Here is a 19,096-nt window from a genome sequence, read left to right as displayed (position 1 = left end):
ATGTAATCCTTATATTGGAAAATAGAGAATTAAAAAAGAAACAGCTATTTTAAAGCTGTTTCCTTATCAATTATACGCGATGATGGTCTGCACGCCAATTCTGAACAGCCTTTTTAATGTCATCTGGAGAAAGGTTCTCTTGGACAGCTCGCTCAACTAAATTTACGAATTCTTCGTCGTCCGTAAATCTAAGTGCAATCACTTGCTTTAATGAAAGCTTTGAGTTTAATAGCTTCCCTGTTAAACGATAATAACGAAAATTTTCCTCCGTACGAATGATTCGGTCCTGAAGCTGAAGAGCATATCCTCTTAGCTTAACTGTCACAAAGAAAAACAACAAGGCAAATCCTAACACAATCACACTTAGCAGCAACTGACTTTTTACATGTTGAAAGAAAAACACAATCGATAAAAGGAGCATAATAATTCCAAGCAAAGCGGTCCCAAAATGGTAAAGCGGATCAACTTTTCTATGATTTTTATAGTTTTGGTTCATGGTAGAGAAAACCTCCTTTTTTATTAGATTACCATCACTCATTCTATTCCTAAAGGATTTTCCTTATGTCTATTATGATTATTTTATCAATAGCAACTAATTATAAATTTTAACATGTAGGGAATCGTAGGCAGGTCCTCCTTTTATTACCTTTAAACAAACAAAAAGGACTCAACCAATTCTTTCATTTTTTCTATATTTATTTCCACATGGGAATAACTCTTATCTTACCACCAGGTTTGGTTGTATAATAGATTCTTACGGCAATTGTTATACGTCCAAGTAAATATCATTCAATAATCTTATTATAAAATTTTTACGAAAACAGCCTTTTATTAAGATGGGGCAGACTTCCATTTTCACAAAAAGTAACTTCAAGATAGAAAAAGCAACTAAATTCTATTAAGATATTCACATATGACATTAGATAAGGGGTTAAAAAAATGAGCGTATTAAACGTACAAAATTTAAGTCACGGTTTCGGTGATCGTGCGATTTTTAATGATGTGTCTTTTCGACTTTTAAAAGGAGAACACGTTGGACTAGTTGGGGCAAATGGTGAAGGTAAGTCGACTTTCATGAATATTGTTACTGGGAAGTTGCAACCCGACGAGGGGAAAGTGGAGTGGTCACGAAAGGTTCGTGTTGGTTATTTAGATCAGCATGCTGTCCTTCAAAAAGGGACTACGATGCGTGAAGCTTTGAGTACTGCATTTCAATATCTATTTGATGCTGAAGCAGAGATCAATGAACTTTATGCAAAAATGGGCGATGAAGGTGCTGATATCGATGCACTGCTTGCTGAAGTGGGAGAGCTACAAGAAACGTTAGATAGCAATGATTTCTATCAAATTAATTCAAAAGTTGAGGAAGTTGCTCGCGGTCTAGGATTAGACGATGTTGGACTCGATCGAGATGTAGATGATCTTAGCGGTGGGCAACGTACAAAAGTTTTACTAGCTAAGCTTTTGCTAGAGAAGCCTGAAATCCTATTACTAGACGAGCCTACGAACTATTTAGATGAACAACATATAGAATGGTTGAAGCGCTATTTACAGGAATATGAGAATGCATTTATCTTGATTTCACATGATATTCCATTCTTGAACAATGTGGTTAACTTGATTTATCACATGGAAAACCAAGAATTGAATCGCTATGTTGGTGACTATGATAACTTCTTAAAAATATATGAAATGAAAAAGCAACAGCTAGAGTCTGCTTACAAGCGTCAACAACAAGAAATTGCTGATTTGAAAGATTTCGTTGCTCGTAACAAGGCAAGTGTTGCGACTCGTAATATGGCGATGTCCCGTCAGAAGAAGCTCGACAAAATGGAAGTTATTGAATTAGGAAAAGAGAAGCCGAAACCAGAGTTTAATTTCAAAGAAGCTCGTTCATCTAGTCGCTGGATTTTCGAAACTGAAGATCTTGTTATTGGTTACAATGAACCACTTTCTCGCCCTCTGAATTTGAAAATGGAACGCGGACAAAAAATTGCATTCGTTGGTGCAAACGGTATCGGTAAGTCTACTCTTTTAAAAAGTATTCTTGGATTGATTAATCCGATTTCGGGTAAAGTGGAACGTGGTGAGTATCAATACATCGGTTACTTCGAGCAGGAAGTGAAACAATCCAACTACAACACTTGTATCGAAGAAATTTGGAGCGAGTTCCCAAGTATGAATCAGGCTGAAGTCCGTGCTGCTCTAGCAAAATGCGGATTAACGACGAAGCATATTGAAAGTAAAATCGAAGTCCTTTCTGGTGGCGAAAAAGCCAAAGTTCGTTTGTGTAAAATTTTAAACACTGAAACAAATTTATTAATTTTAGACGAACCTACCAATCACTTGGATGTGGATGCAAAAGAAGAATTGAAGCGTGCTTTAAAGGCATACCGCGGAAGTATCTTGATGGTATCCCACGAACCTGATTTTTATCGTGAAATTGCGACCGATATTTGGAATTGTGAAGATTGGACTACCAAAGTGTTTTAAATAAAGATTAAGGGGTACCCAAAAAGTAATTTTTACTGGGGTACCCCTTTTATTGTATAGGCCTTATCGAGAGTGTACTTATTTTATTTCTTTGCCCGTTACCACCTCCACCACTTAACGATGCCTCCACTTTTCACCTGTCGTCAGGTTGGTAAGATGATAAATGTGTCTGCTATGCGGCATATACTCGATTTTATATTGATGGCTTGGTTTAAGTCCTCAATGATCCCCTTATAAATGAGGACTTTTCCCGAATCTAAAGTGAATAGGGTACTGCTACCTGGTCCTCTTCCTGTACGCCGAATTACATCTATTTCCCTTGGACTCCCCTTATACACCTCAAAATCCTTATTAATGTAGTGAGGATAATCCATGATTTCTCCTCTTCCAAGGTATAACGTTAAGGAGATGATTCCAATGACAAATAACGTATTAAACATATTTTTAGAAAAGATGAATTCCTTAAATGATCTTACTTTACCTGCATACACAACAAGGTTCAAAATAATGCCAGTAATGAAAGCCAGCAAAAAAAACGGTCCGAAAATATAAGTAGCTAAAATCCCGTTAATCGTCACAGCAATAAAAAACGAAATAATAAATAATACTGCGGCTACTGAAATTTTTATAATATGCTTCTCCAAGTATTGTTCAATTGGGTGTTTTTCCGTTTCTTCTCTTTTTATAGTAGTAGAATCTTCCATATATTCGCCTCTCCTTCCTACCTAGTACGCTAATGGATACTATACGATAAACGATATATAATGGTTTCAATTTATTATAGAGAAGGAGATGAGCAAAATGAAAAGGAAGCAACTATTTGCTTCCCTAAATCAAGTGCATAATTTCTACTTAACACACTTATACAAAGTGGGCAGGTACAAATTATTAACAGCTATTCAATTTCTACAACCCTCGCTACTCCATTTCCGCACTTTTGGCACTTTCCCGTTAAGACAATTCCGGCTGAATGATCCTCAATTGTAAAACTCTCAATTGTTGCGACATTTGCACAATGCGCACAAAAAACATTATTTTTAAGTTTTGTTCTAAATTCCTTTGGAATAGAGAGCCATTTTTTATTTGCATCCATATAATAAACCTCTACATTAGTATTTTAAATAATGATATAGAATTGTGTTAATTAAGTTCAAGCAGCGCAACTGCTTCCACATGGGTTGTGTGCGGAAACATATCAACGGGCTGAACTTCTAACGTTTTATATCCGCCATCTTCTAGAATTCGTAAATCACGTGCTAAAGTTCCTGGGTTACATGAGACGTAAACGACTTTTTTAGGCTTCATCGAGATGATGGTTTGTAGTAACGCTTCATCACAGCCTTTTCTTGGGGGATCTACCACAAGCACATCCGCAGAGATGCCATCTTCGTACCACTTCGGAATCACTACTTCAGCTTGGCCAACCGCAAACTCTACATTTGTTATTTCGTTGAGTTGTGCATTTCTTTGCGCATCCTCGATCGCTTCTGGTACGATTTCGACACCGTATACTTTACGAGCTTTTTGGGCTAAAAATAAGGAAATCGTTCCGATTCCACAATACGCATCTATTACCGTTTCTTCCCCGCTTAAATTGGCATATTCGAGTGCTTTGTCATAAAGTACCTTAGTTTGTTCAGGGTTTACTTGATAAAACGACTGAGAGGATATCGCAAATTTTATATCACCAATAAAATCGTATATGACCTCTTCTCCCCATAACACCTTCGTTTCGTCGCCAAGGATTACATTCGTCTTTTTCGAATTGATATTCTGGATGATGGATTTTACTCCCGGGGTGCGTTCTACTATTTCATCTATGATATTCTGTTTATTTGGCAGTTCTGACGTTCTAGTAACTAGCACAACCATGATCTCACCGGAAACTAAACCATAACGAGCCATGATGTGACGCAATTGGCCTTTATGCTTTTCTTCATCGTAGGCCGGTATACCATGACGTTCACAAATATCTTTTACTACTCGAACCACTTCATCATTTTTTTCTTGTTGAATTAAACAGGCCTCCATATTAATGATTTCATGGCTTCGCTTTTGATAAAATCCTGCTATTAAACCGCCTTCACGCTCTCCAACAGGCACTTGAGCTTTATTGCGATACCGCCATGGCTCACTCATACCGAGAACAGGATGTACCTTCACATTTTCAAGCTTTCCGATACGTGTTAATACCTCACGAACTTGTTTTTCCTTTGCTTTTAATTGCCCCTCATAGCTTAAATGCTGAAGCTGACAACCTCCGCATTCCTTATAAATCGGACAAGGAGCCTTTACACGGTCCGGGCTCTCTTCGTATAGTTCGATCAATCTCCCAAAACCATAGCCCTTGTTTGCCTTTATTACTTTGATTTTCGCTTTTTCTCCCGGAAGTCCATTTGGGACAAATAATGGATATCCATCTACCTTGGCAACCCCTGCCCCTTCATGAGTCAAATCTTCAAAAACAACATCTATATAATCATTCTTCTTTACAGGTAATGTTACGCTCATTTTGTACTTCCTTTACAGGTTTTTTGTTCTTTTCATTATTCAAAGATTCTACCATAACTAAGGACAAAATCGAAATCCCTAGAATTTGAATTTACCGCTTTAAAGCAGTAAAAAGCGCGTTCTTTTGTAGAAGAACGCGCTGACGGTTTTACATAAAGTAGCTAAAGGAAACCTATTGTACGGGACGGTCCTCTGGTCGAATTTGGTCTAATGGTACATATACTTCTAGGTGGCGATAAAGATTTTCAAATTCAGCTGGCAGTAAGCCGCCAAATTCCCCATCTAGATTTAACTGTACTTTTTCATTAGAGGTAACTTTAATACGATTCGCTTGTGTATAAATCACATTTTCATCATGAATATGATCTCCACGAACGGCTAAAGATGCGATACGAATAAAATCAGCAAGGTTGGTCTTTTTCAAAATAAGAAGGGAAAACATCCCATCGTTTATCGATGAATTAGGAGCCAATTTTTCAAAGCCCCCAACCGAATTCGTTAAACCCACTAGAAAAAGCATTGCTTCTCCTTCAAATAGCTTACCATCATACTCGATTGTAAAGTCGGTTGATCGAATCGATGGCAACATTTCCATTCCTTTTAAATAATACGCCAGCTGTCCTAACATCGTTTTCAGTTTACTCGGAACTTCATAAGTAAGCTCCGTTAAACGTCCTCCACCAGCGATATTAATAAAGTAACGATCATTAATCCTGCCTATATCAACTGGAATGGTTTCGCCTTTGACAATAATTTCTGCCGCAGCCTCGATATCTCTTGGTATATGGAGGGCACGTGCAAAGTCATTCGTCGTACCAACAGGAATAATGCCAAGCTTTGGTCGATAATCCTGCTCCGCCAAACCGTTGACTACCTCATTGATTGTCCCATCGCCACCAGCAGCTACAACAAGGTCGTACCTTCGTTCAACAGCAATTCGTGCTGCACTTGTAGCATCCCCTGCTCCAGTAGTCGCATGACAGGACGTTTCATAACCTGCCTTTTCAAGTTTCTGAAGAACATCTGCCAAATGCCGCTTAAAGATCTCTCGGCCGGACGTTGGATTATATATGATTCTCGCTCGTTTCATACTATCAACTTCCTATAATTAAATTAAGTAACACCTTATATTTCCATAATATAATTTACCTTAAAACAAGTTTCTCAACAAATTACATGATCTTTAACTTTAAAACCATAATGAATATTTTGTCCAAAATAATCATATATCCTTTACCTCTAAATAGCAAAATTTAACCAAAAATAAGTTTTAATTTGAAAGGGCTATCCCTCTTTAACGCATTAACGTACCGGGGGTCTGACTCCCGGTACGTTAATGCGTTAAAGTTATTGATTTGTTATTGTTTTGTTAGGATGCAGACGGTGCAGTAGTGTGGGACGCTGTGAATGACTTCTTCTCCGAATTGTTCTTTTAGGGTATCCAGTAATTTAAATTTTGCTATCTCTCTTTCATCTTCCTTTAGTCCTGTCATCCACGAAATGGATTCGATTCTATCGACCCATTCTTCATTTGTAAATGAGACGGTATAATCGAATTTATAAAAATCACGTACATCGAATTTATTTTGACGCCATTCTTCAAACCATTCTACTGGGAATCCATTTATTCTTTGTTTGGATTGTGCCTTGGATCCAGCTGGTTTTATTCCTCCAGTAATAAACTTTTCCATAGCGGAAAACGTTTGCATAACAAGGGTCGATTCGGTTAAAAATCCTGAGTCCATAATTAGCAATGTACCTTTAGGCTTTAATATTCGGTTGATTTCTTCGATGGTCTGTTCTCGATCAAACCAGTGCCAAGCTCGCATAACGGTAACGATGTCAAACGCTGTAGAGTCTAAACCTGTTTGTTCTGCCGTTCCCAAAACATATGGTATGGAAAGAAAATCCTCTTCACTCGAGACATTTGCCTTTTCAAGGAGCTGCGGTGACGGGTCCACTCCAATCACCTGGGCATTTCTAATTTTAATTTTTCTTGTTAATACACCTGTTCCACAACCAATATCAGCAACTTTCTTTCCTGCGAAATAGATATTACGGAGCTGTAGACTCTCAAAAAGTTGGTGGGGAATATCATTTCGGGAACGAGAGTAGCTTTCGGCAACTAAACCAAAATGGGCTCCGTTCATCATGACACCTTCCTTAATTTTTAAAAATTGGGAATTTTCTCTATCATACCATCTTACGATACGAAAGTTCTATTCTAACTTACTATTTTAAAGAAATTTTCGTTCGACATAAAGAATCTATGATGATCATATATTCCAAAATTATTATATTAGAAAAGCTAAATGATATATTAATAAATCTTTTATTTTCAAAAATTTTTATATTGATGAATGATTTATGTAGGTGTTAGAATATTTTATAAGTAGAAAATATTCTAAAAAATATTTTCTATTATGACAAAGGGGGATAATGTATGACAAATGAGACTTATCAAATGATCTCTATTGGCATCTACATCATCGGCATGTTGCTGATCGGTTGGTATGCCTATAGAAAAACAAGCAATCTCTCGGATTACATGCTAGGGGGACGTTCATTAGGCCCAGCCGTTACAGCCTTAAGTGCTGGGGCAGCCGATATGAGTGGATGGTTATTGATGGGATTGCCTGGCGGAATTTATGTAAGCGGTTTAGCAGATGCTTGGATCGCTATCGGGTTAACAATCGGTGCCTACCTAAACTGGAAATTAGTTGCACCACGTCTACGTTCTTATACTCAAGTCGCAAATGACTCCATTACCATTCCTGCTTATTTAGAAAATCGTTTTAAAGACTCTACAAAATTACTTCGTATTGTTTCTGGAATCGTCATTTTAATTTTCTTTACTTTTTATGTTTCTTCTGGAATGGTTGCGGGAGCTGTTTTCTTCGAGAACTCATTTGACTATGACTATCATACAGGCTTACTTCTCGTTTCAGCCGTGGTTGTTGCCTATACTTTATTCGGTGGCTTCTTGGCGGTAAGTTATACCGACTTTATTCAAGGATTAATGATGCTACTAGCATTAATATTTGTGCCTATTATCGCCATCTTTAAAACAGGTGGAATTAGTGAAACTTTTGATACCATTAAAATGGTAGACCCTACCTTACTTGATTTCTTTAAAGGGACTACAGTTGTGGGTATAATCTCAGCAATGGCTTGGGGATTGGGCTATTTTGGTCAGCCTCATATCATCGTTCGTTTTATGGCCATTACGACCATTAAGGAAACAAAAAGTGCACGCCGAATCGGCATGGGCTGGATGATTTTCTCTTTACTTGGAACGATTTTCACTGCACTAGTCGGAATTGCGTTCTTCCAACAACATACTGAATTCACATTAAAAAATCCGGAAGCAATATTTATTGAATTAGGGCAAATTCTGTTCCACCCAATTATTGCAGGCTTCTTACTTGCAGCTGTTCTTGCTGCGATTATGAGCACCATTTCTTCTCAGCTAATCGTTACATCGAGTGCGCTTATTGAAGACTTATATAAAGTATTTGCTAAAAATGCTAGCGATAAAAAACTTGTTTTCCTTGGCCGTATGGCGGTTTTAGCCGTTGCTGTTATTGCAGCCATATTAGCTTGGGAGCAAAATAACACGATCTTAGGCCTTGTTGCTTATGCTTGGGCGGGGTTTGGTGCCGCTTTTGGTCCAACCATCCTTTTAAGCCTCTATTGGAAAAAGATGACCAACTGGGGTGCTATCATCGGGATGGTTGTCGGAGCGGTAACCGTTATCGTTTGGAAGAATGTTGGACTTGGTGACACCCTTTACGAAATCGTACCTGGTTTCGTTTTAAACTTCATTGTAGCTGTTATTGTCAGCATCATTACTTACGAAAAGAACGATGCCATCGAAAAGGAATTTGATGAATCGGTCGAATTATTAAAAAATGAATAGTTTTAAAAAAATGGATGGTGCTTGGCACCATCCATTTCTTTATCTCTTTTCGATTTCTGATTGTAATAGCTGGTTCACCATTTGCGGGTTAGCCTGACCTTTTGTCACTTTCATGATTTGACCTACTAGGAAGCCAACCGCTTTACTTTTTCCAGCTTTAAAATCTTCAATAGACTGTGGATTTCCATCCAATACTTCTGTAATGAATTTTAACAGGGCACCTTCATCTGAAATTTGAACTAGACCCTTCTCCTTTACGATTTGTTCTGCGTCTCCGCCATCTTCCACTAATTCTTTAAAAACAACCTTCGCTATTTTAGAAGAAATCGTTCCGTTTTCAATTAGTTTAATTAGTCCTGCAAGGCTAGAAGGTATTAATGCAATTTGATGAAGTTCCTTTTGTTCAGCGTTCAAATAAGCAGAGAGGTCTCCCATCAGCCAGTTTGAAGCTTGTTTCGGTTCTGCACCTGCAGCAACGGTTGCTTCGAAAAAGTCTGCCATTTCCCTAGTAACTGTTAAGACATTGGCATCATATTCAGGCAGCCCCCATTCCGCTATATAACGAGACTTCCGTTGATCCGGCAGTTCTGGAATTTCCGCTCTCATTCGTGCCTTCCATTCCTCATCAATATAAAGGTCTGTTAAGTCTGGTTCTGGAAAATAACGATAATCCTCCGAACCTTCTTTTACTCGCATTAAAATCGTTGTTCCGGTTGCTTCATCATATCTTCTTGTTTCCTGCTGAATAACTCCACCAGCTAAAACCACTTCACGTTGGCGTTTTTCTTCATGCTCAAGTCCTCTGCGAACAAAGTTAAACGAGTTTAGATTTTTCAGCTCCGTTTTGGTTCCGAATTCTTTTTGACCAACAGGACGAATGGAAATATTGGCATCACAGCGAAGTGAACCTTCTTCCATTTTACAATCAGATACTCCGGTATATTGAATAATCGACTTTAATTTTTCCAAATAAGCGTATGCCTCATTTGGTGTGCGAATATCGGGCTCTGAAACAATTTCAACTAAAGGTGTTCCTTGGCGATTTATATCCACTAACGAGTAGCCTTTTTCGTGGTTAAGCTTTCCTGCATCCTCTTCCATATGAATACGAGTAATGCCAATTTTTTTCTTGTAGCCATCTACCTCGATTTCAATCCAGCCATTTTCCCCAATTGGTTTATCAAATTGAGAGATCTGGTAGGCTTTTGGATTGTCTGGATAAAAATAATTTTTTCGATCAAATTTCGTATGGGTAGCTACTTCGCAATTTAGAGCCATTGCTGCTTTCATCGCATAATCGACTACCTTTTTATTTAAAACAGGTAACACGCCTGGGTATCCAAGGTCTATCACAGTTGTATTCGTATTAGGCTCCGCCCCAAAGTGGTTCGGACTAGCCGAGAAAATTTTCGAATCTGTTTTTAATTCAACATGGACTTCCAATCCAATAATCGTTTCAAAATCCATTCTTCTCACCCCTTACAATGATGGTTTTTGTTTATGATAATCAGTTGATTGTTCAAATACGTGTGCTACTCGGTAGATGGTACTTTCATCAAAATGTTTACCAATTATTTGTAATCCTAATGGCAGACCATTTGAGAAGCCACACGGCACAGAAATAGCTGGTACTCCCGCTAAGTTAACGGGAATGGTTAAAATATCATTCGCGTACATCGTCATTGGATCGCTTGTTTTTTCACCAATTTTAAACGCTGGCGTTGGGGTTGTAGGACCAACAATTACATCATACTTTTCAAAAACGTCTTCAAAATCCTTCTTTATTAAGGTACGTACCTGTTGAGCTTTTTTATAATAGGCATCGTAATAACCTGAGCTAAGAGCGAAGGTACCTAACATGATTCTTCTTTTTACTTCTTCTCCAAAGCCTTCTGAACGCGTCTTTTTATATAAATCAATTAAGTTTTCGGCATTAGGAGTTCTATATCCATAACGAACACCGTCAAAACGAGCTAAGTTAGCTGACGCTTCAGACGATGATAGTAAATAATAAGTAGCGAGAGCATATTTAGAATGAGGTAACGAAACTTCCTCCCATGTCGCTCCCTGGCTTTCAAGAACCTTCAAAGCAGCAAGAACCGACTGCTTAACCTCTTCGTTAACACCTTCACCTAAGTATTCTTTTGGCACGGCAATTTTCAACCCTTTAATATCGCCGGTTAAGGCTTGAACGAAGCTCGGAACAGGTACATTAGCAGATGTAGAATCCATTGAATCCACTCCGGAAATGGCCTCTAAAACATAGGCATTGTCTTCTACTGTTCGAGTAATCGGACCAATTTGATCGAGGGAGGACGCAAAAGCAATTAAACCAAAGCGAGAAATACGTCCGTATGTAGGCTTTAAACCAACCACTCCACAAAAAGAAGCCGGCTGACGAATCGAACCCCCTGTATCTGAGCCTAGCGAAAATAGAACTTCACCGGCCGCTACGGAAGCAGCAGACCCACCTGAAGAACCACCAGGAACGGTTTCTACATTCCAAGGATTTTTTGTTTTTTGGAAGGCTGAGTTTTCAGTGGATGAACCCATTGCGAATTCGTCCATATTCAATTTACCAATTGCAATCGATTCTGCCGCTGCTAACTTGTCCATTACCGTTGCATTGTAAATAGGATCAAAGTTTTCAAGCATTTTACTGCCACTGGTTGTTCGAATACCTTTTGTGACAATATTGTCCTTAATTCCAATAGGCATCCCAAACAGGAGGCCTTTTGCTGCATCTGTCATTAACTTATTATCTAAGCTTTTTGCCTGATTTCTTGCTTCTTCTTCATTTAAAGTTAAGAAAGCCTGGACTTGGTCCTCCACTTCACTAATTTTTTTAAACGATTCTGAAACAAGGTCTGAAACGCTCAGTTCTTTCTTATGTAATAATTGATGAAGCTCTGTCATTTTATGATCAAATAAACTCATGCTATCCCCTCCTTACTCTAAGATGGATGGTACTTTAAATTGACCGTCTTGGTGGTCTGGAGCATTTTTAAGTACCTCTTCACGCGAAAGCCCTTTTGCTGCTTTATCTTCACGTAAAATATTTTTCATATTTAATACATGTGTAGTAGGTTCAATACCTTCTGTATCCAACTCGTTTAATTGTTCTGCAAAGGTAATAATTGAATCTAATTGTTTAGTAAATTTTTCGGTTTCATCTTCTGTGATGGCTAACCTAGCTAAGTGAGCCACGTGTTTTACTTCATCCAAAGAAATCCTTGACATTTTTCTTCACCTCACGAACAAGATAATATTATCGATGATATCAAACTTTTTCTGTTTAAAGCAATGATTCTCCATAGAAATTAATTTATTTGTCCGAAATTTTGAGCATTATCATACTCTTCATAAAAAAGGCTATTCAATTAGTTTCGCACTATATATAATGGGATTAATTTACAAAAGGGGGAGTTATGATGGAATTTTACCGTTTTGATGCGGAAGTACGAAGAGAAATCCAGCAGTTTGGCAGCAAAAATGTAGGGATTACCCCTATCCAAAGGATGGAAGGTCCCTTATCGATTGGATGTATGCACTTTTCTTCTGATAGTGTACTAGGAATCCATCCTGCCACATGTCCGCAATTATTTTTAGTGGTTGACGGAGAAGGCTGGGTTCGAGTAGCAAATGAGGAGAAGATTGCCGTTCAAAAAGGGGTAGCCGTTTATTGGACTCCTGGTGAAGAGCACGAATCTGGTTCTAAAACAGGAATGGTAGCCATGATTGTGGAAGGAGATCACCTTGATCCAGCAAAATATTTAAAAGAATTAGAGAGAGCTCCACTTTAACACATTAACGCACCGGGGGTCAGACCCCGGTGCGTTAATGTGTTAAAGTGACGATACTTCTACTTCTTTGTTCGTTTCTAAGAGTGGTTCGTACATCATGATGGCGTGATTTTCTGCGATATCCTCATCTTCTATTAGATTGCCTTGACGGTTAAATTTTTTACGGGAGATTACATTTTGTCTTATATATCCTCCCCAATAAGCCGGAGCGATTTTATGTTCCTTTTCATAAATTTGATACGTGTGTAATAAAGGCTCTGATGCACGCCATTCCCCTACTAAATGGGTTTCTGTTAAATAAAGATGCAATTGAAAATCAACTTGTGTATCATTTCTTATTTGTAAATCCAAGTAGTTGTAAGCGCAGGTGGCGCCACTTCCAAATGGTTGTGTTCGATTTGAATCTGGAAATACATCATAACTATGTCGGTGTCTTTCCGTCACGGTTAGAGGGGTATGCAGTGTAATCCAATAAATTAAATTCGATAACTGACATAACCCTCCTCCAATTCCCTTATGAAAACTTCCGTAATGCAAAACCATTCCATCGACGTACCCTTTTCTTTTGGTAGGCTGTCCTATTAATCTCCAATAAGAGAAGGTTTCTCCTGGACGGACGACAATTCCATTTAACCTTTCAATCGCCAGTTTTAAGTTCGTCACTTTATTCGTTTGATACCACATATCAACGTTTTTCAGTTTCCTCATTAATATTGTTTGGTGTTTCATCCCTTCATAAGGAAGTAACTTTGTTATATCTCTTTTCGAGGCATACTTTTTTCCATCAGTAAACCATTGTACATATCTTTTCCATCGATAAAATACTTTGCCTAGCGTAATCCGGATTTGCGACCGCTTTTTTGGCCTTAAAAGGACTGGATTCATATGATATGTAGCCTCCTTATCCTAATTTCATTTATTTAAATAACCCATTTCTTGAATAATTTTACAAATTATAACTTTACTTATTATAATACTAGTATTCTATTAAAAGGAGATTCCAATAGATGAATTTACAATTACGTCATGTTACAGAAGATAATTTCTTTGATATCATTAATCTAAAATCAGAACTGAAACAGGAAAAAGAATATAAGCTATTTGAATCGATGGTTGGTTCCAATGCCTTTTTTATTGCCTTTGCATCGGTTAAGGGTTGGATAAATCGCGCTATCTATGATGGAGATACTTTAATAGGATTTGCAACACATGGATTTGATAAAGAACATAACCGTTATGAAATGGTTTCTATGATGCTTGGTCATAAGTTTCAAGGTAAAGGTTATGGAAAACCTGCCCTTAGAGCCATCCTTGACGATATGATCCATGAATATGATTGCAAAGAAATCTATTTAAGCGTAATCCCGGAAAATGAAAGTGCAATAAGAGTGTATACGGCTTTAGGCTTTGAACCCACAGGTGAGATAGTTAAAGCTTTTGTTGATGAACATATCTATTGTTTGAAAGTATCCTAAAACCCTATTCTTAGATTAGTTTATCGCTTTAAAGCACTGGGGGTCTGACCCCCGGTGCTTTAAAGTGTTAAAGGGGTTTTTGTTTTTACGTTTGTTTTGCGATGTTGTATTGGATTTGGAGGAATGGAATTCCGTATATCCACATTTGGTGGTGTGCTTGAAGTGTTCCAATACTAGTTTCTTGTAGGGTAAAGGTTTCTGCGAGTGGTAAACGAATGGTTATGAATCTTGTTCGAAAGTAAATTCCTTCGTCCCCGTTACCATCTTGATAGGAACGACTGGTTAAAATAAGATTAGCCCCGGCATTTAAAGGCTTTAATATACCTGTCATATTGCCCTTAGGCAAGGGAAGAGCAATATTCATGTACGTTTGTCCCTGATGTGAATGTAAGGAATATAAGGCAACAAAGATCGTCTCTCCACTTTCATTTTGACGAACCCACGCTCGTACCTTGTTTCGACCATCCTTTAAGGAATCAATCCCAACAATATCCCCAGACATCCTTTGCCAATCTTTTTGGATCCCTAAATGAACTTGCTGTACATGTCTACTTATAAACTGATAAATATAGGCAAACGGTATAAACCACTTGCTCCAGGTAATTCTTGCTTTTAACTCGTAATCCACTGTTTGTTCGTAAAAATCAATAATGCTTGATGATAATTTATTTACATCAAAATCAGAAGAAGTAAGTTCTGCCATTTTATCAACTAAACCAACGTATTTTTCTTTTCCCGTCAACTCACTCTTTGCTAAAAAATCCCCACCTATTAACCAAGTACCTTTTACTTTGCTCATAGGTTTACCAAAATGATTGCCTCTTAGCTTTGGAGATTCCAAGTGCCATCCTAATAGCCCGATTAAAATAACGGCTACTGCATTGACAGCTCCATGAATCCATATCATCTCATCGATGGACAAGATGACTCTTCCGCGAAAGGTTCCAGTGGCATACAACACCGAGAAGGTTATCGTTATGATTAAAACCGTCCCAGAAAAAACAAGAAGTCGTTTTGCCCATTTTTTTTCAAAACTAGTCGTCCATACTCGGTAACCATAACGTACCAACGCTAAAAAATAGAGGATAACTGCCACTAACTCAAAGGCTGTTGAATATGTAATTCCCACAGCTACCGTTATGGGGGAAAGCATAATAATGATGGTCATAGGCCAATCTATGATCTTTCGATTCAAGAGTCCAGCAAAGATTGGTAAAAAATAAGCAGAATAGTGAAAATGAATGGCCGTTAATAGCACGATAAGTCCGGAAAATCCCATGATGTTCCACTCGGCAATATAAGCAAAAAACCAGAAACCTCCTAAAAATAAATAGAGAAGTCCAAAATCGATAGATGTTTCACCAATTGGCTTCAAGCCTCGCTCCATAAGCCTTCTAAACCCGAGTAAAGCGACTAATCCTGTATAAAGGAACCATATACCTGCAAGCAGCAAAGAATCAAAAAGAAACGCCAGCATCGCACTAATCGCAGCAAATGGATACGCCCATTCCACCCATTTCGCCAACCAAAATTTTTGCCCACTTCTCTGGAACATTCCAATAAATGCAAACGATAACGGAATAAGGAATAAAATAGAAAACAACACGAATGCTTCAACCGGATGAATATGTGGCCATTCACTCACTAGAAAAAATATAAATATGATAAGGCCAATCCAGTTATTTCGCTTCATCATATATCCCTCTCCACTTCCGAAAAGCTACCTTTATAGAAAAAAAGTGAGCCAAACAAGGGATTTTTTACCTCTACCTGAATTCGATATACACCTAAATGGTCATCATAAGACTCTATAATAGTAGCTTCACCATGAAATATACGGGGGAGTGGAAGCTTTTCACCGTTAACGATTAACCATTGCTTCATGGAACGAATTATTAATGATCCGTTTTTTTCGTCAACAGTAAACGATAAGGTGGAACCCAAAATGGATGGTTTGCCAAACAAATCGTTGATCACACTGCCGTCATCATTTAAAAACATGGCCGCATCAAAATAGCGTTCAAACTTTTTAAAGGTGAACGTTCGATTCCATTCCACTATATCTTCCCCACTGGGACCTGAAATCACCTTATTTTCTATTAAAAAAGGAATCTTCCTACCTCTTTCAGGAAAAAAGACTCGGTAAGGGATTCCCAAATGGAACATTTTCCGGAGAAAAAAGTTACCTCCAGAGATTTCATCCATCACCCCTTTACCGATAAATCCTTTTTCCCTAGTCAAGGTATAGCGATACTGGAGCATAGGGTGAAGCTTAGAAAACTGTGAACCCAGGACTTTTTGATAAATGGAGGTCATTTTTTTCACCCCTTCCGTTTTCTTTGACAATGATTTGCACTTGGAAGATGATTGGAGTTTATATAGCCTATAACAGATAAAATTAGAATGGATACATTTAGTGTGATTGGATTAAAGGGATGATAATAACTGGTCATATCTGAGAGGACGGCGGCAACGGTCAGACAAACCATGAGTACGCTCTGAATGAGGAAAAGTTTTCGTTTTAAAAACGGAAGTATCCATAAAACACCAAAAATCATTTCGAGAGCCCCAACTCCTTTCACCACTAAAGGACTGTTTTCAACTCCAAATAAAGCAGACGTCATTTTTACTTCTTGTGGGTGAAGAAATAATAATTTAGGGACAAGTCCTTGATAAATCCATATAAAAGCCAGTGCCCAACAAATGAGCCAATAAGTAGCCGTTTTTATCATCGATTGACGCGGATGGTACCCCTTTTCCAACCAAAGTTTTAATGCATCAAAGCTCCATGCGGTTGCCCACCCTAGCAATGGACGAAAAAGTAAGTGATCAATCCATTCCCCAACCTTTCCAAATCGGGTATCGTAATCATATTGTGTTAGAAAATCAATCGTTTTCCCATTCTGTTTATATTTCCAATAGCCTCTTCCGGTTTGAATGAGTGAAAGAGGATGATCGGTCGAAAATTTCAGGGAAGAAACTCGTTCCCCGTTTTCATCCATCTTCTGTCCACCTGATTCACCCTTTCCAGCTATTTCGATTCCAAATCCAATCTTCGTTTTATATAGGAACTGTTGTGGTTTATTTTCGCATTTTTCCAGATAAGTAATTTCTGTAAAACGAACATCCCATTCAGTATGTATAGCTGGATTTTGAGTATATTCCCAAAGCCTGTCCATTGTTGTCTCTATATCCGTTTTGACAAAAATCGGCTTTTTCTTTGTCTGGACCACTCTAACACCACCTTAAAACAGGAATACTTTATTACTATGACTATATCATAATCCTATTACTAGTGCAGATCGTATCCCTGTTTAAGGTCCTTAGAATAGTTTTTTTAGTTTTGAAAAGATCCCTTTTTCATTACCCTTCTGTAAGCTTACCTTTTTCTTCAGTTCATTTTTCAAAAAAATCTCTTCTTTGTCTATGGCATAATCATACGCGACCACTAATCCAATATCCGTTTCCACCTCTTTATTATTAACCATCGTAAAAGGAAGCCCTATTTTTTTAGCCATTTGTATGAACTTTGAAAGGGAAGTGTACTCTATTTGACCATTTAAAAAGACATGCGCTTTCGGATTTTCCTTCATAATCTTTTCAAGCTGACTGTTTACCTTTCCTTCACGAACCTGCGCAATGGTTAAAGCTACGACAATTCGTTCCCTTAATGTTCCTAAAAAACGTCTTCTCTCTTCTGGTTTAATTTCCTTTGGGCCATACATCCCCTGTTGTAAATACTCATCCACTTTATCTCGTTCCATCATGACCACCTCCAATTTGCCTGATTCATACATATGATGATTGAAGTATTTTCGTGAAAAAAGCATTGGCTTTTCACCAATGCCTCATCTAACTATTATCCCTTTGCCAAGCGGTTCCGGTCTGGTAATGTTGGGGGTTGTTCAAACCATCCTTTGGTAATCAGTAACTCAATGCCATCTTTCGCATAGGCACCAACATCCTTTGTGATTCCCGCATATTTCCCTTGAATATCAGAACGTAAACTTGCAGCTGATGAAATCGAATATAACCCAAGGCCATACGTACTAAGCATATTAATAAAGGCAAGCATCAGTTTATCTGAAAAAGGGGCAACCGTTGATGCTGTAATTTCAGCATCCCATGTTGCTGGTGCTTGTACTTCTGATTCAGTTAATATATTTGAGCATGTACTAAATATGTCTTTCGAAAGTTCTTTTCCACGCAACAAATATTTGATGACATCTGTTTCCTTTGCTACTTGACTAAAAGCTGTGCAAATCATCATACCAATTAGATTCACTTCCATATTCATAAATAGGTGAGAAATTTCAATTGAATTTAGAGGCCGCTTTTCACCAAAAATATGTAACCCACCTAAATAATTATTGCTATTCACAAATTCCACACTATTTGGGGATGGAATATAGGGTGATCTAATATAAAGTCCACGCTCTAATAAAACTTCTTCTACTTTTAAATAAATTTCATACGCATGATCAAGGTGCTTTTTAAATAACGTTTTTAAATCTTTGCGGGTAACTAAAGCAAGAACGGTCACATCTTTACTCATCCCTGCTTTTGACATGGACTGTAAGAAATAAAGAATAAAGCCGTCTGAACATAGTCTAGGGACATTTTCATTCACATCTTCATCCGTAAAGCCTATTGGCAAAGGCAACTTCTCATTTTCAAAAATAGTGGAAAGCGATTGATAAAAACCTTCAATAAAAGCAAGGTCCTTTTTTAAGATGGATATGATTTCAACATCCTCTATTGAATTTATCATGTACTTGTATAAGCAAATAAACATTTTGCTCTCGTAGATGGATATCCATAAGGTTCCGATTTCTGCTGAGGTTAATCTTGTTTCATGGTCCATGATCCTGGGTTCTCCTTTTGCTTTTTTTATA

General features: G+C 37.9%; 19 protein-coding genes. 4 read left to right on the top strand and 15 right to left on the bottom strand.

Annotation, left to right across the window (positions count from 1 at the left end; genetic code table 11):
- Positions 1-70: 70 nt before the first annotated feature.
- On the bottom strand, positions 71-496 hold the full coding sequence (locus ACSBPO_RS00760) for a DUF6526 family protein (RefSeq protein WP_442597803.1): 426 nt from the start codon (positions 494-496) through the stop codon (positions 71-73).
- A 443-nt stretch (positions 497-939) separates the two neighbouring features.
- On the opposite strand from ACSBPO_RS00760, the gene ACSBPO_RS00755 reads away from it, so the two are divergent.
- Positions 940-2,493, top strand: a complete 1,554-nt coding sequence (locus tag ACSBPO_RS00755) for an ABC-F family ATP-binding cassette domain-containing protein (protein ID WP_442597801.1) — start codon at positions 940-942, stop codon at positions 2,491-2,493.
- 143 nt (positions 2,494-2,636) lie between these two features.
- Here ACSBPO_RS00755 and ACSBPO_RS00750 read toward each other — a convergent pair whose 3' ends face one another.
- The 5 genes from ACSBPO_RS00750 to ACSBPO_RS00730 form a co-directional block, all read right to left on the bottom strand.
- Positions 2,637-3,197: a hypothetical protein gene (locus ACSBPO_RS00750; RefSeq protein WP_442597799.1), complete on the bottom strand. Its 561-nt coding sequence runs from the start codon at positions 3,195-3,197 to the stop codon at positions 2,637-2,639.
- A gap of 191 nt (positions 3,198-3,388) precedes the next feature.
- Positions 3,389-3,586 (bottom strand): hypothetical protein, encoded by a 198-nt coding sequence (locus tag ACSBPO_RS00745; RefSeq protein WP_442597798.1) that lies wholly within the window; start codon positions 3,584-3,586, stop codon positions 3,389-3,391.
- 47 nt (positions 3,587-3,633) lie between these two features.
- The gene (gene rlmD, locus ACSBPO_RS00740; protein WP_442597796.1) at positions 3,634-5,004 is read right to left on the bottom strand and encodes a 23S rRNA (uracil(1939)-C(5))-methyltransferase RlmD; all 1,371 of its coding nucleotides are present in this window, start codon (positions 5,002-5,004) and stop codon (positions 3,634-3,636) included.
- A 172-nt stretch (positions 5,005-5,176) separates the two neighbouring features.
- Positions 5,177-6,094, bottom strand: a complete 918-nt coding sequence (locus ACSBPO_RS00735) for a diacylglycerol kinase (protein ID WP_442597794.1) — start codon at positions 6,092-6,094, stop codon at positions 5,177-5,179.
- 268 nt (positions 6,095-6,362) lie between these two features.
- Positions 6,363-7,157, bottom strand: coding sequence for a class I SAM-dependent methyltransferase (locus ACSBPO_RS00730; protein WP_442597792.1), 795 nt, complete (start codon positions 7,155-7,157; stop codon positions 6,363-6,365).
- A 290-nt stretch (positions 7,158-7,447) separates the two neighbouring features.
- Between ACSBPO_RS00730 and putP the strand changes: the two genes are divergently transcribed.
- Positions 7,448-8,923, top strand: a complete 1,476-nt coding sequence (gene putP / locus ACSBPO_RS00725; RefSeq protein WP_442597790.1) for a sodium/proline symporter PutP — start codon at positions 7,448-7,450, stop codon at positions 8,921-8,923.
- A 39-nt stretch (positions 8,924-8,962) separates the two neighbouring features.
- Here the strand turns inward: putP and gatB are convergent, their stop codons facing one another.
- From gatB to gatC, 3 genes are read right to left on the bottom strand one after another with little or no spacing between them, the layout of a single operon-like run.
- Entirely contained in the window at positions 8,963-10,390 is a 1,428-nt protein-coding gene (gene gatB, locus ACSBPO_RS00720) for an Asp-tRNA(Asn)/Glu-tRNA(Gln) amidotransferase subunit GatB (RefSeq protein WP_442597788.1), read from the bottom strand.
- Positions 10,391-10,402: 12 nt separating this feature from the next.
- On the bottom strand, positions 10,403-11,860 hold the full coding sequence (gene gatA / locus ACSBPO_RS00715; RefSeq protein ID WP_442597786.1) for an Asp-tRNA(Asn)/Glu-tRNA(Gln) amidotransferase subunit GatA: 1,458 nt from the start codon (positions 11,858-11,860) through the stop codon (positions 10,403-10,405).
- Positions 11,861-11,872: 12 nt separating this feature from the next.
- The gene (gene gatC, locus ACSBPO_RS00710; RefSeq protein ID WP_442597784.1) at positions 11,873-12,163 is read right to left on the bottom strand and encodes an Asp-tRNA(Asn)/Glu-tRNA(Gln) amidotransferase subunit GatC; all 291 of its coding nucleotides are present in this window, start codon (positions 12,161-12,163) and stop codon (positions 11,873-11,875) included.
- A 188-nt stretch (positions 12,164-12,351) separates the two neighbouring features.
- Here gatC and ACSBPO_RS00705 point away from each other — a divergent pair, with 188 nt between their 5' ends.
- Complete coding sequence (locus ACSBPO_RS00705) at positions 12,352-12,726, top strand: cupin (protein ID WP_442597782.1); 375 nt, start codon at positions 12,352-12,354, stop codon at positions 12,724-12,726.
- 42 nt (positions 12,727-12,768) lie between these two features.
- On the opposite strand, the gene ACSBPO_RS00700 is transcribed toward ACSBPO_RS00705, so the two are convergent.
- Positions 12,769-13,611, bottom strand: a complete 843-nt coding sequence (locus tag ACSBPO_RS00700) for a VanW family protein (RefSeq protein WP_442597780.1) — start codon at positions 13,609-13,611, stop codon at positions 12,769-12,771.
- A gap of 122 nt (positions 13,612-13,733) precedes the next feature.
- Between ACSBPO_RS00700 and ACSBPO_RS00695 the strand changes: the two genes are divergently transcribed.
- Positions 13,734-14,201: a GNAT family N-acetyltransferase gene (locus tag ACSBPO_RS00695; RefSeq protein WP_442597778.1), complete on the top strand. Its 468-nt coding sequence runs from the start codon at positions 13,734-13,736 to the stop codon at positions 14,199-14,201.
- 85 nt (positions 14,202-14,286) lie between these two features.
- Here the strand turns inward: ACSBPO_RS00695 and ACSBPO_RS00690 are convergent, their stop codons facing one another.
- The 5 genes from ACSBPO_RS00690 to ACSBPO_RS00670 form a co-directional block, all read right to left on the bottom strand.
- Positions 14,287-15,897: a YndJ family protein gene (locus ACSBPO_RS00690; RefSeq protein WP_442597776.1), complete on the bottom strand. Its 1,611-nt coding sequence runs from the start codon at positions 15,895-15,897 to the stop codon at positions 14,287-14,289.
- Positions 15,894-16,517, bottom strand: a complete 624-nt coding sequence (locus ACSBPO_RS00685) for a DUF4166 domain-containing protein (protein ID WP_442597774.1) — start codon at positions 16,515-16,517, stop codon at positions 15,894-15,896. Before ACSBPO_RS00685 ends, ACSBPO_RS00690 begins: the two co-directional genes overlap by 4 nt.
- A gap of 5 nt (positions 16,518-16,522) precedes the next feature.
- The gene (locus tag ACSBPO_RS00680; RefSeq protein WP_442600278.1) at positions 16,523-17,380 is read right to left on the bottom strand and encodes a DoxX-like family protein; all 858 of its coding nucleotides are present in this window, start codon (positions 17,378-17,380) and stop codon (positions 16,523-16,525) included.
- A 144-nt stretch (positions 17,381-17,524) separates the two neighbouring features.
- Positions 17,525-17,968, bottom strand: coding sequence for a YueI family protein (locus ACSBPO_RS00675; RefSeq protein ID WP_442597772.1), 444 nt, complete (start codon positions 17,966-17,968; stop codon positions 17,525-17,527).
- Positions 17,969-18,060: 92 nt separating this feature from the next.
- Complete coding sequence (locus ACSBPO_RS00670; RefSeq protein WP_442597770.1) at positions 18,061-19,065, bottom strand: DUF3231 family protein; 1,005 nt, start codon at positions 19,063-19,065, stop codon at positions 18,061-18,063.
- Positions 19,066-19,096: the final 31 nt, after the last annotated feature.

This window comes from Neobacillus sp. D3-1R, from assembly GCF_052180215.1.
Classification (GTDB): Bacteria; Bacillota; Bacilli; order Bacillales; family Cytobacillaceae; genus Pseudoneobacillus.
This window is presented reverse-complemented; position numbering and strand designations above follow the sequence as displayed.

Bases quoted from the DNA above. Each gene is read 5' to 3' on its own strand.
- ACSBPO_RS00695 (WP_442597778.1), top strand. From the start codon at position 13,734: ATGAATTTACAATTACGTCATGTTACAGAAGATAATTTCTTTGATATC.
- ACSBPO_RS00755 (WP_442597801.1), top strand. From the start codon at position 940: ATGAGCGTATTAAACGTACAAAATTTAAGTCACGGTTTCGGTGATCGT.
- ACSBPO_RS00750 (WP_442597799.1), bottom strand. From the start codon at position 3,197: ATGGAAGATTCTACTACTATAAAAAGAGAAGAAACGGAAAAACACCCA.
- ACSBPO_RS00745 (WP_442597798.1), bottom strand. From the start codon at position 3,586: ATGGATGCAAATAAAAAATGGCTCTCTATTCCAAAGGAATTTAGAACA.
- rlmD (WP_442597796.1), bottom strand. From the start codon at position 5,004: ATGAGCGTAACATTACCTGTAAAGAAGAATGATTATATAGATGTTGTT.
- ACSBPO_RS00690 (WP_442597776.1), bottom strand. From the start codon at position 15,897: ATGATGAAGCGAAATAACTGGATTGGCCTTATCATATTTATATTTTTT.
- ACSBPO_RS00730 (WP_442597792.1), bottom strand. From the start codon at position 7,157: ATGATGAACGGAGCCCATTTTGGTTTAGTTGCCGAAAGCTACTCTCGT.
- ACSBPO_RS00675 (WP_442597772.1), bottom strand. From the start codon at position 17,968: ATGATGGAACGAGATAAAGTGGATGAGTATTTACAACAGGGGATGTAT.
- ACSBPO_RS00685 (WP_442597774.1), bottom strand. From the start codon at position 16,517: ATGACCTCCATTTATCAAAAAGTCCTGGGTTCACAGTTTTCTAAGCTT.
- ACSBPO_RS00760 (WP_442597803.1), bottom strand. From the start codon at position 496: ATGAACCAAAACTATAAAAATCATAGAAAAGTTGATCCGCTTTACCAT.
- gatA (WP_442597786.1), bottom strand. From the start codon at position 11,860: ATGAGTTTATTTGATCATAAAATGACAGAGCTTCATCAATTATTACAT.
- ACSBPO_RS00705 (WP_442597782.1), top strand. From the start codon at position 12,352: ATGATGGAATTTTACCGTTTTGATGCGGAAGTACGAAGAGAAATCCAG.
- putP (WP_442597790.1), top strand. From the start codon at position 7,448: ATGACAAATGAGACTTATCAAATGATCTCTATTGGCATCTACATCATC.
- ACSBPO_RS00680 (WP_442600278.1), bottom strand. From the start codon at position 17,380: ATGGACAGGCTTTGGGAATATACTCAAAATCCAGCTATACATACTGAA.
- ACSBPO_RS00735 (WP_442597794.1), bottom strand. From the start codon at position 6,094: ATGAAACGAGCGAGAATCATATATAATCCAACGTCCGGCCGAGAGATC.
- gatB (WP_442597788.1), bottom strand. From the start codon at position 10,390: ATGGATTTTGAAACGATTATTGGATTGGAAGTCCATGTTGAATTAAAA.
- ACSBPO_RS00670 (WP_442597770.1), bottom strand. From the start codon at position 19,065: ATGGACCATGAAACAAGATTAACCTCAGCAGAAATCGGAACCTTATGG.
- gatC (WP_442597784.1), bottom strand. From the start codon at position 12,163: ATGTCAAGGATTTCTTTGGATGAAGTAAAACACGTGGCTCACTTAGCT.
- ACSBPO_RS00700 (WP_442597780.1), bottom strand. From the start codon at position 13,611: ATGAATCCAGTCCTTTTAAGGCCAAAAAAGCGGTCGCAAATCCGGATT.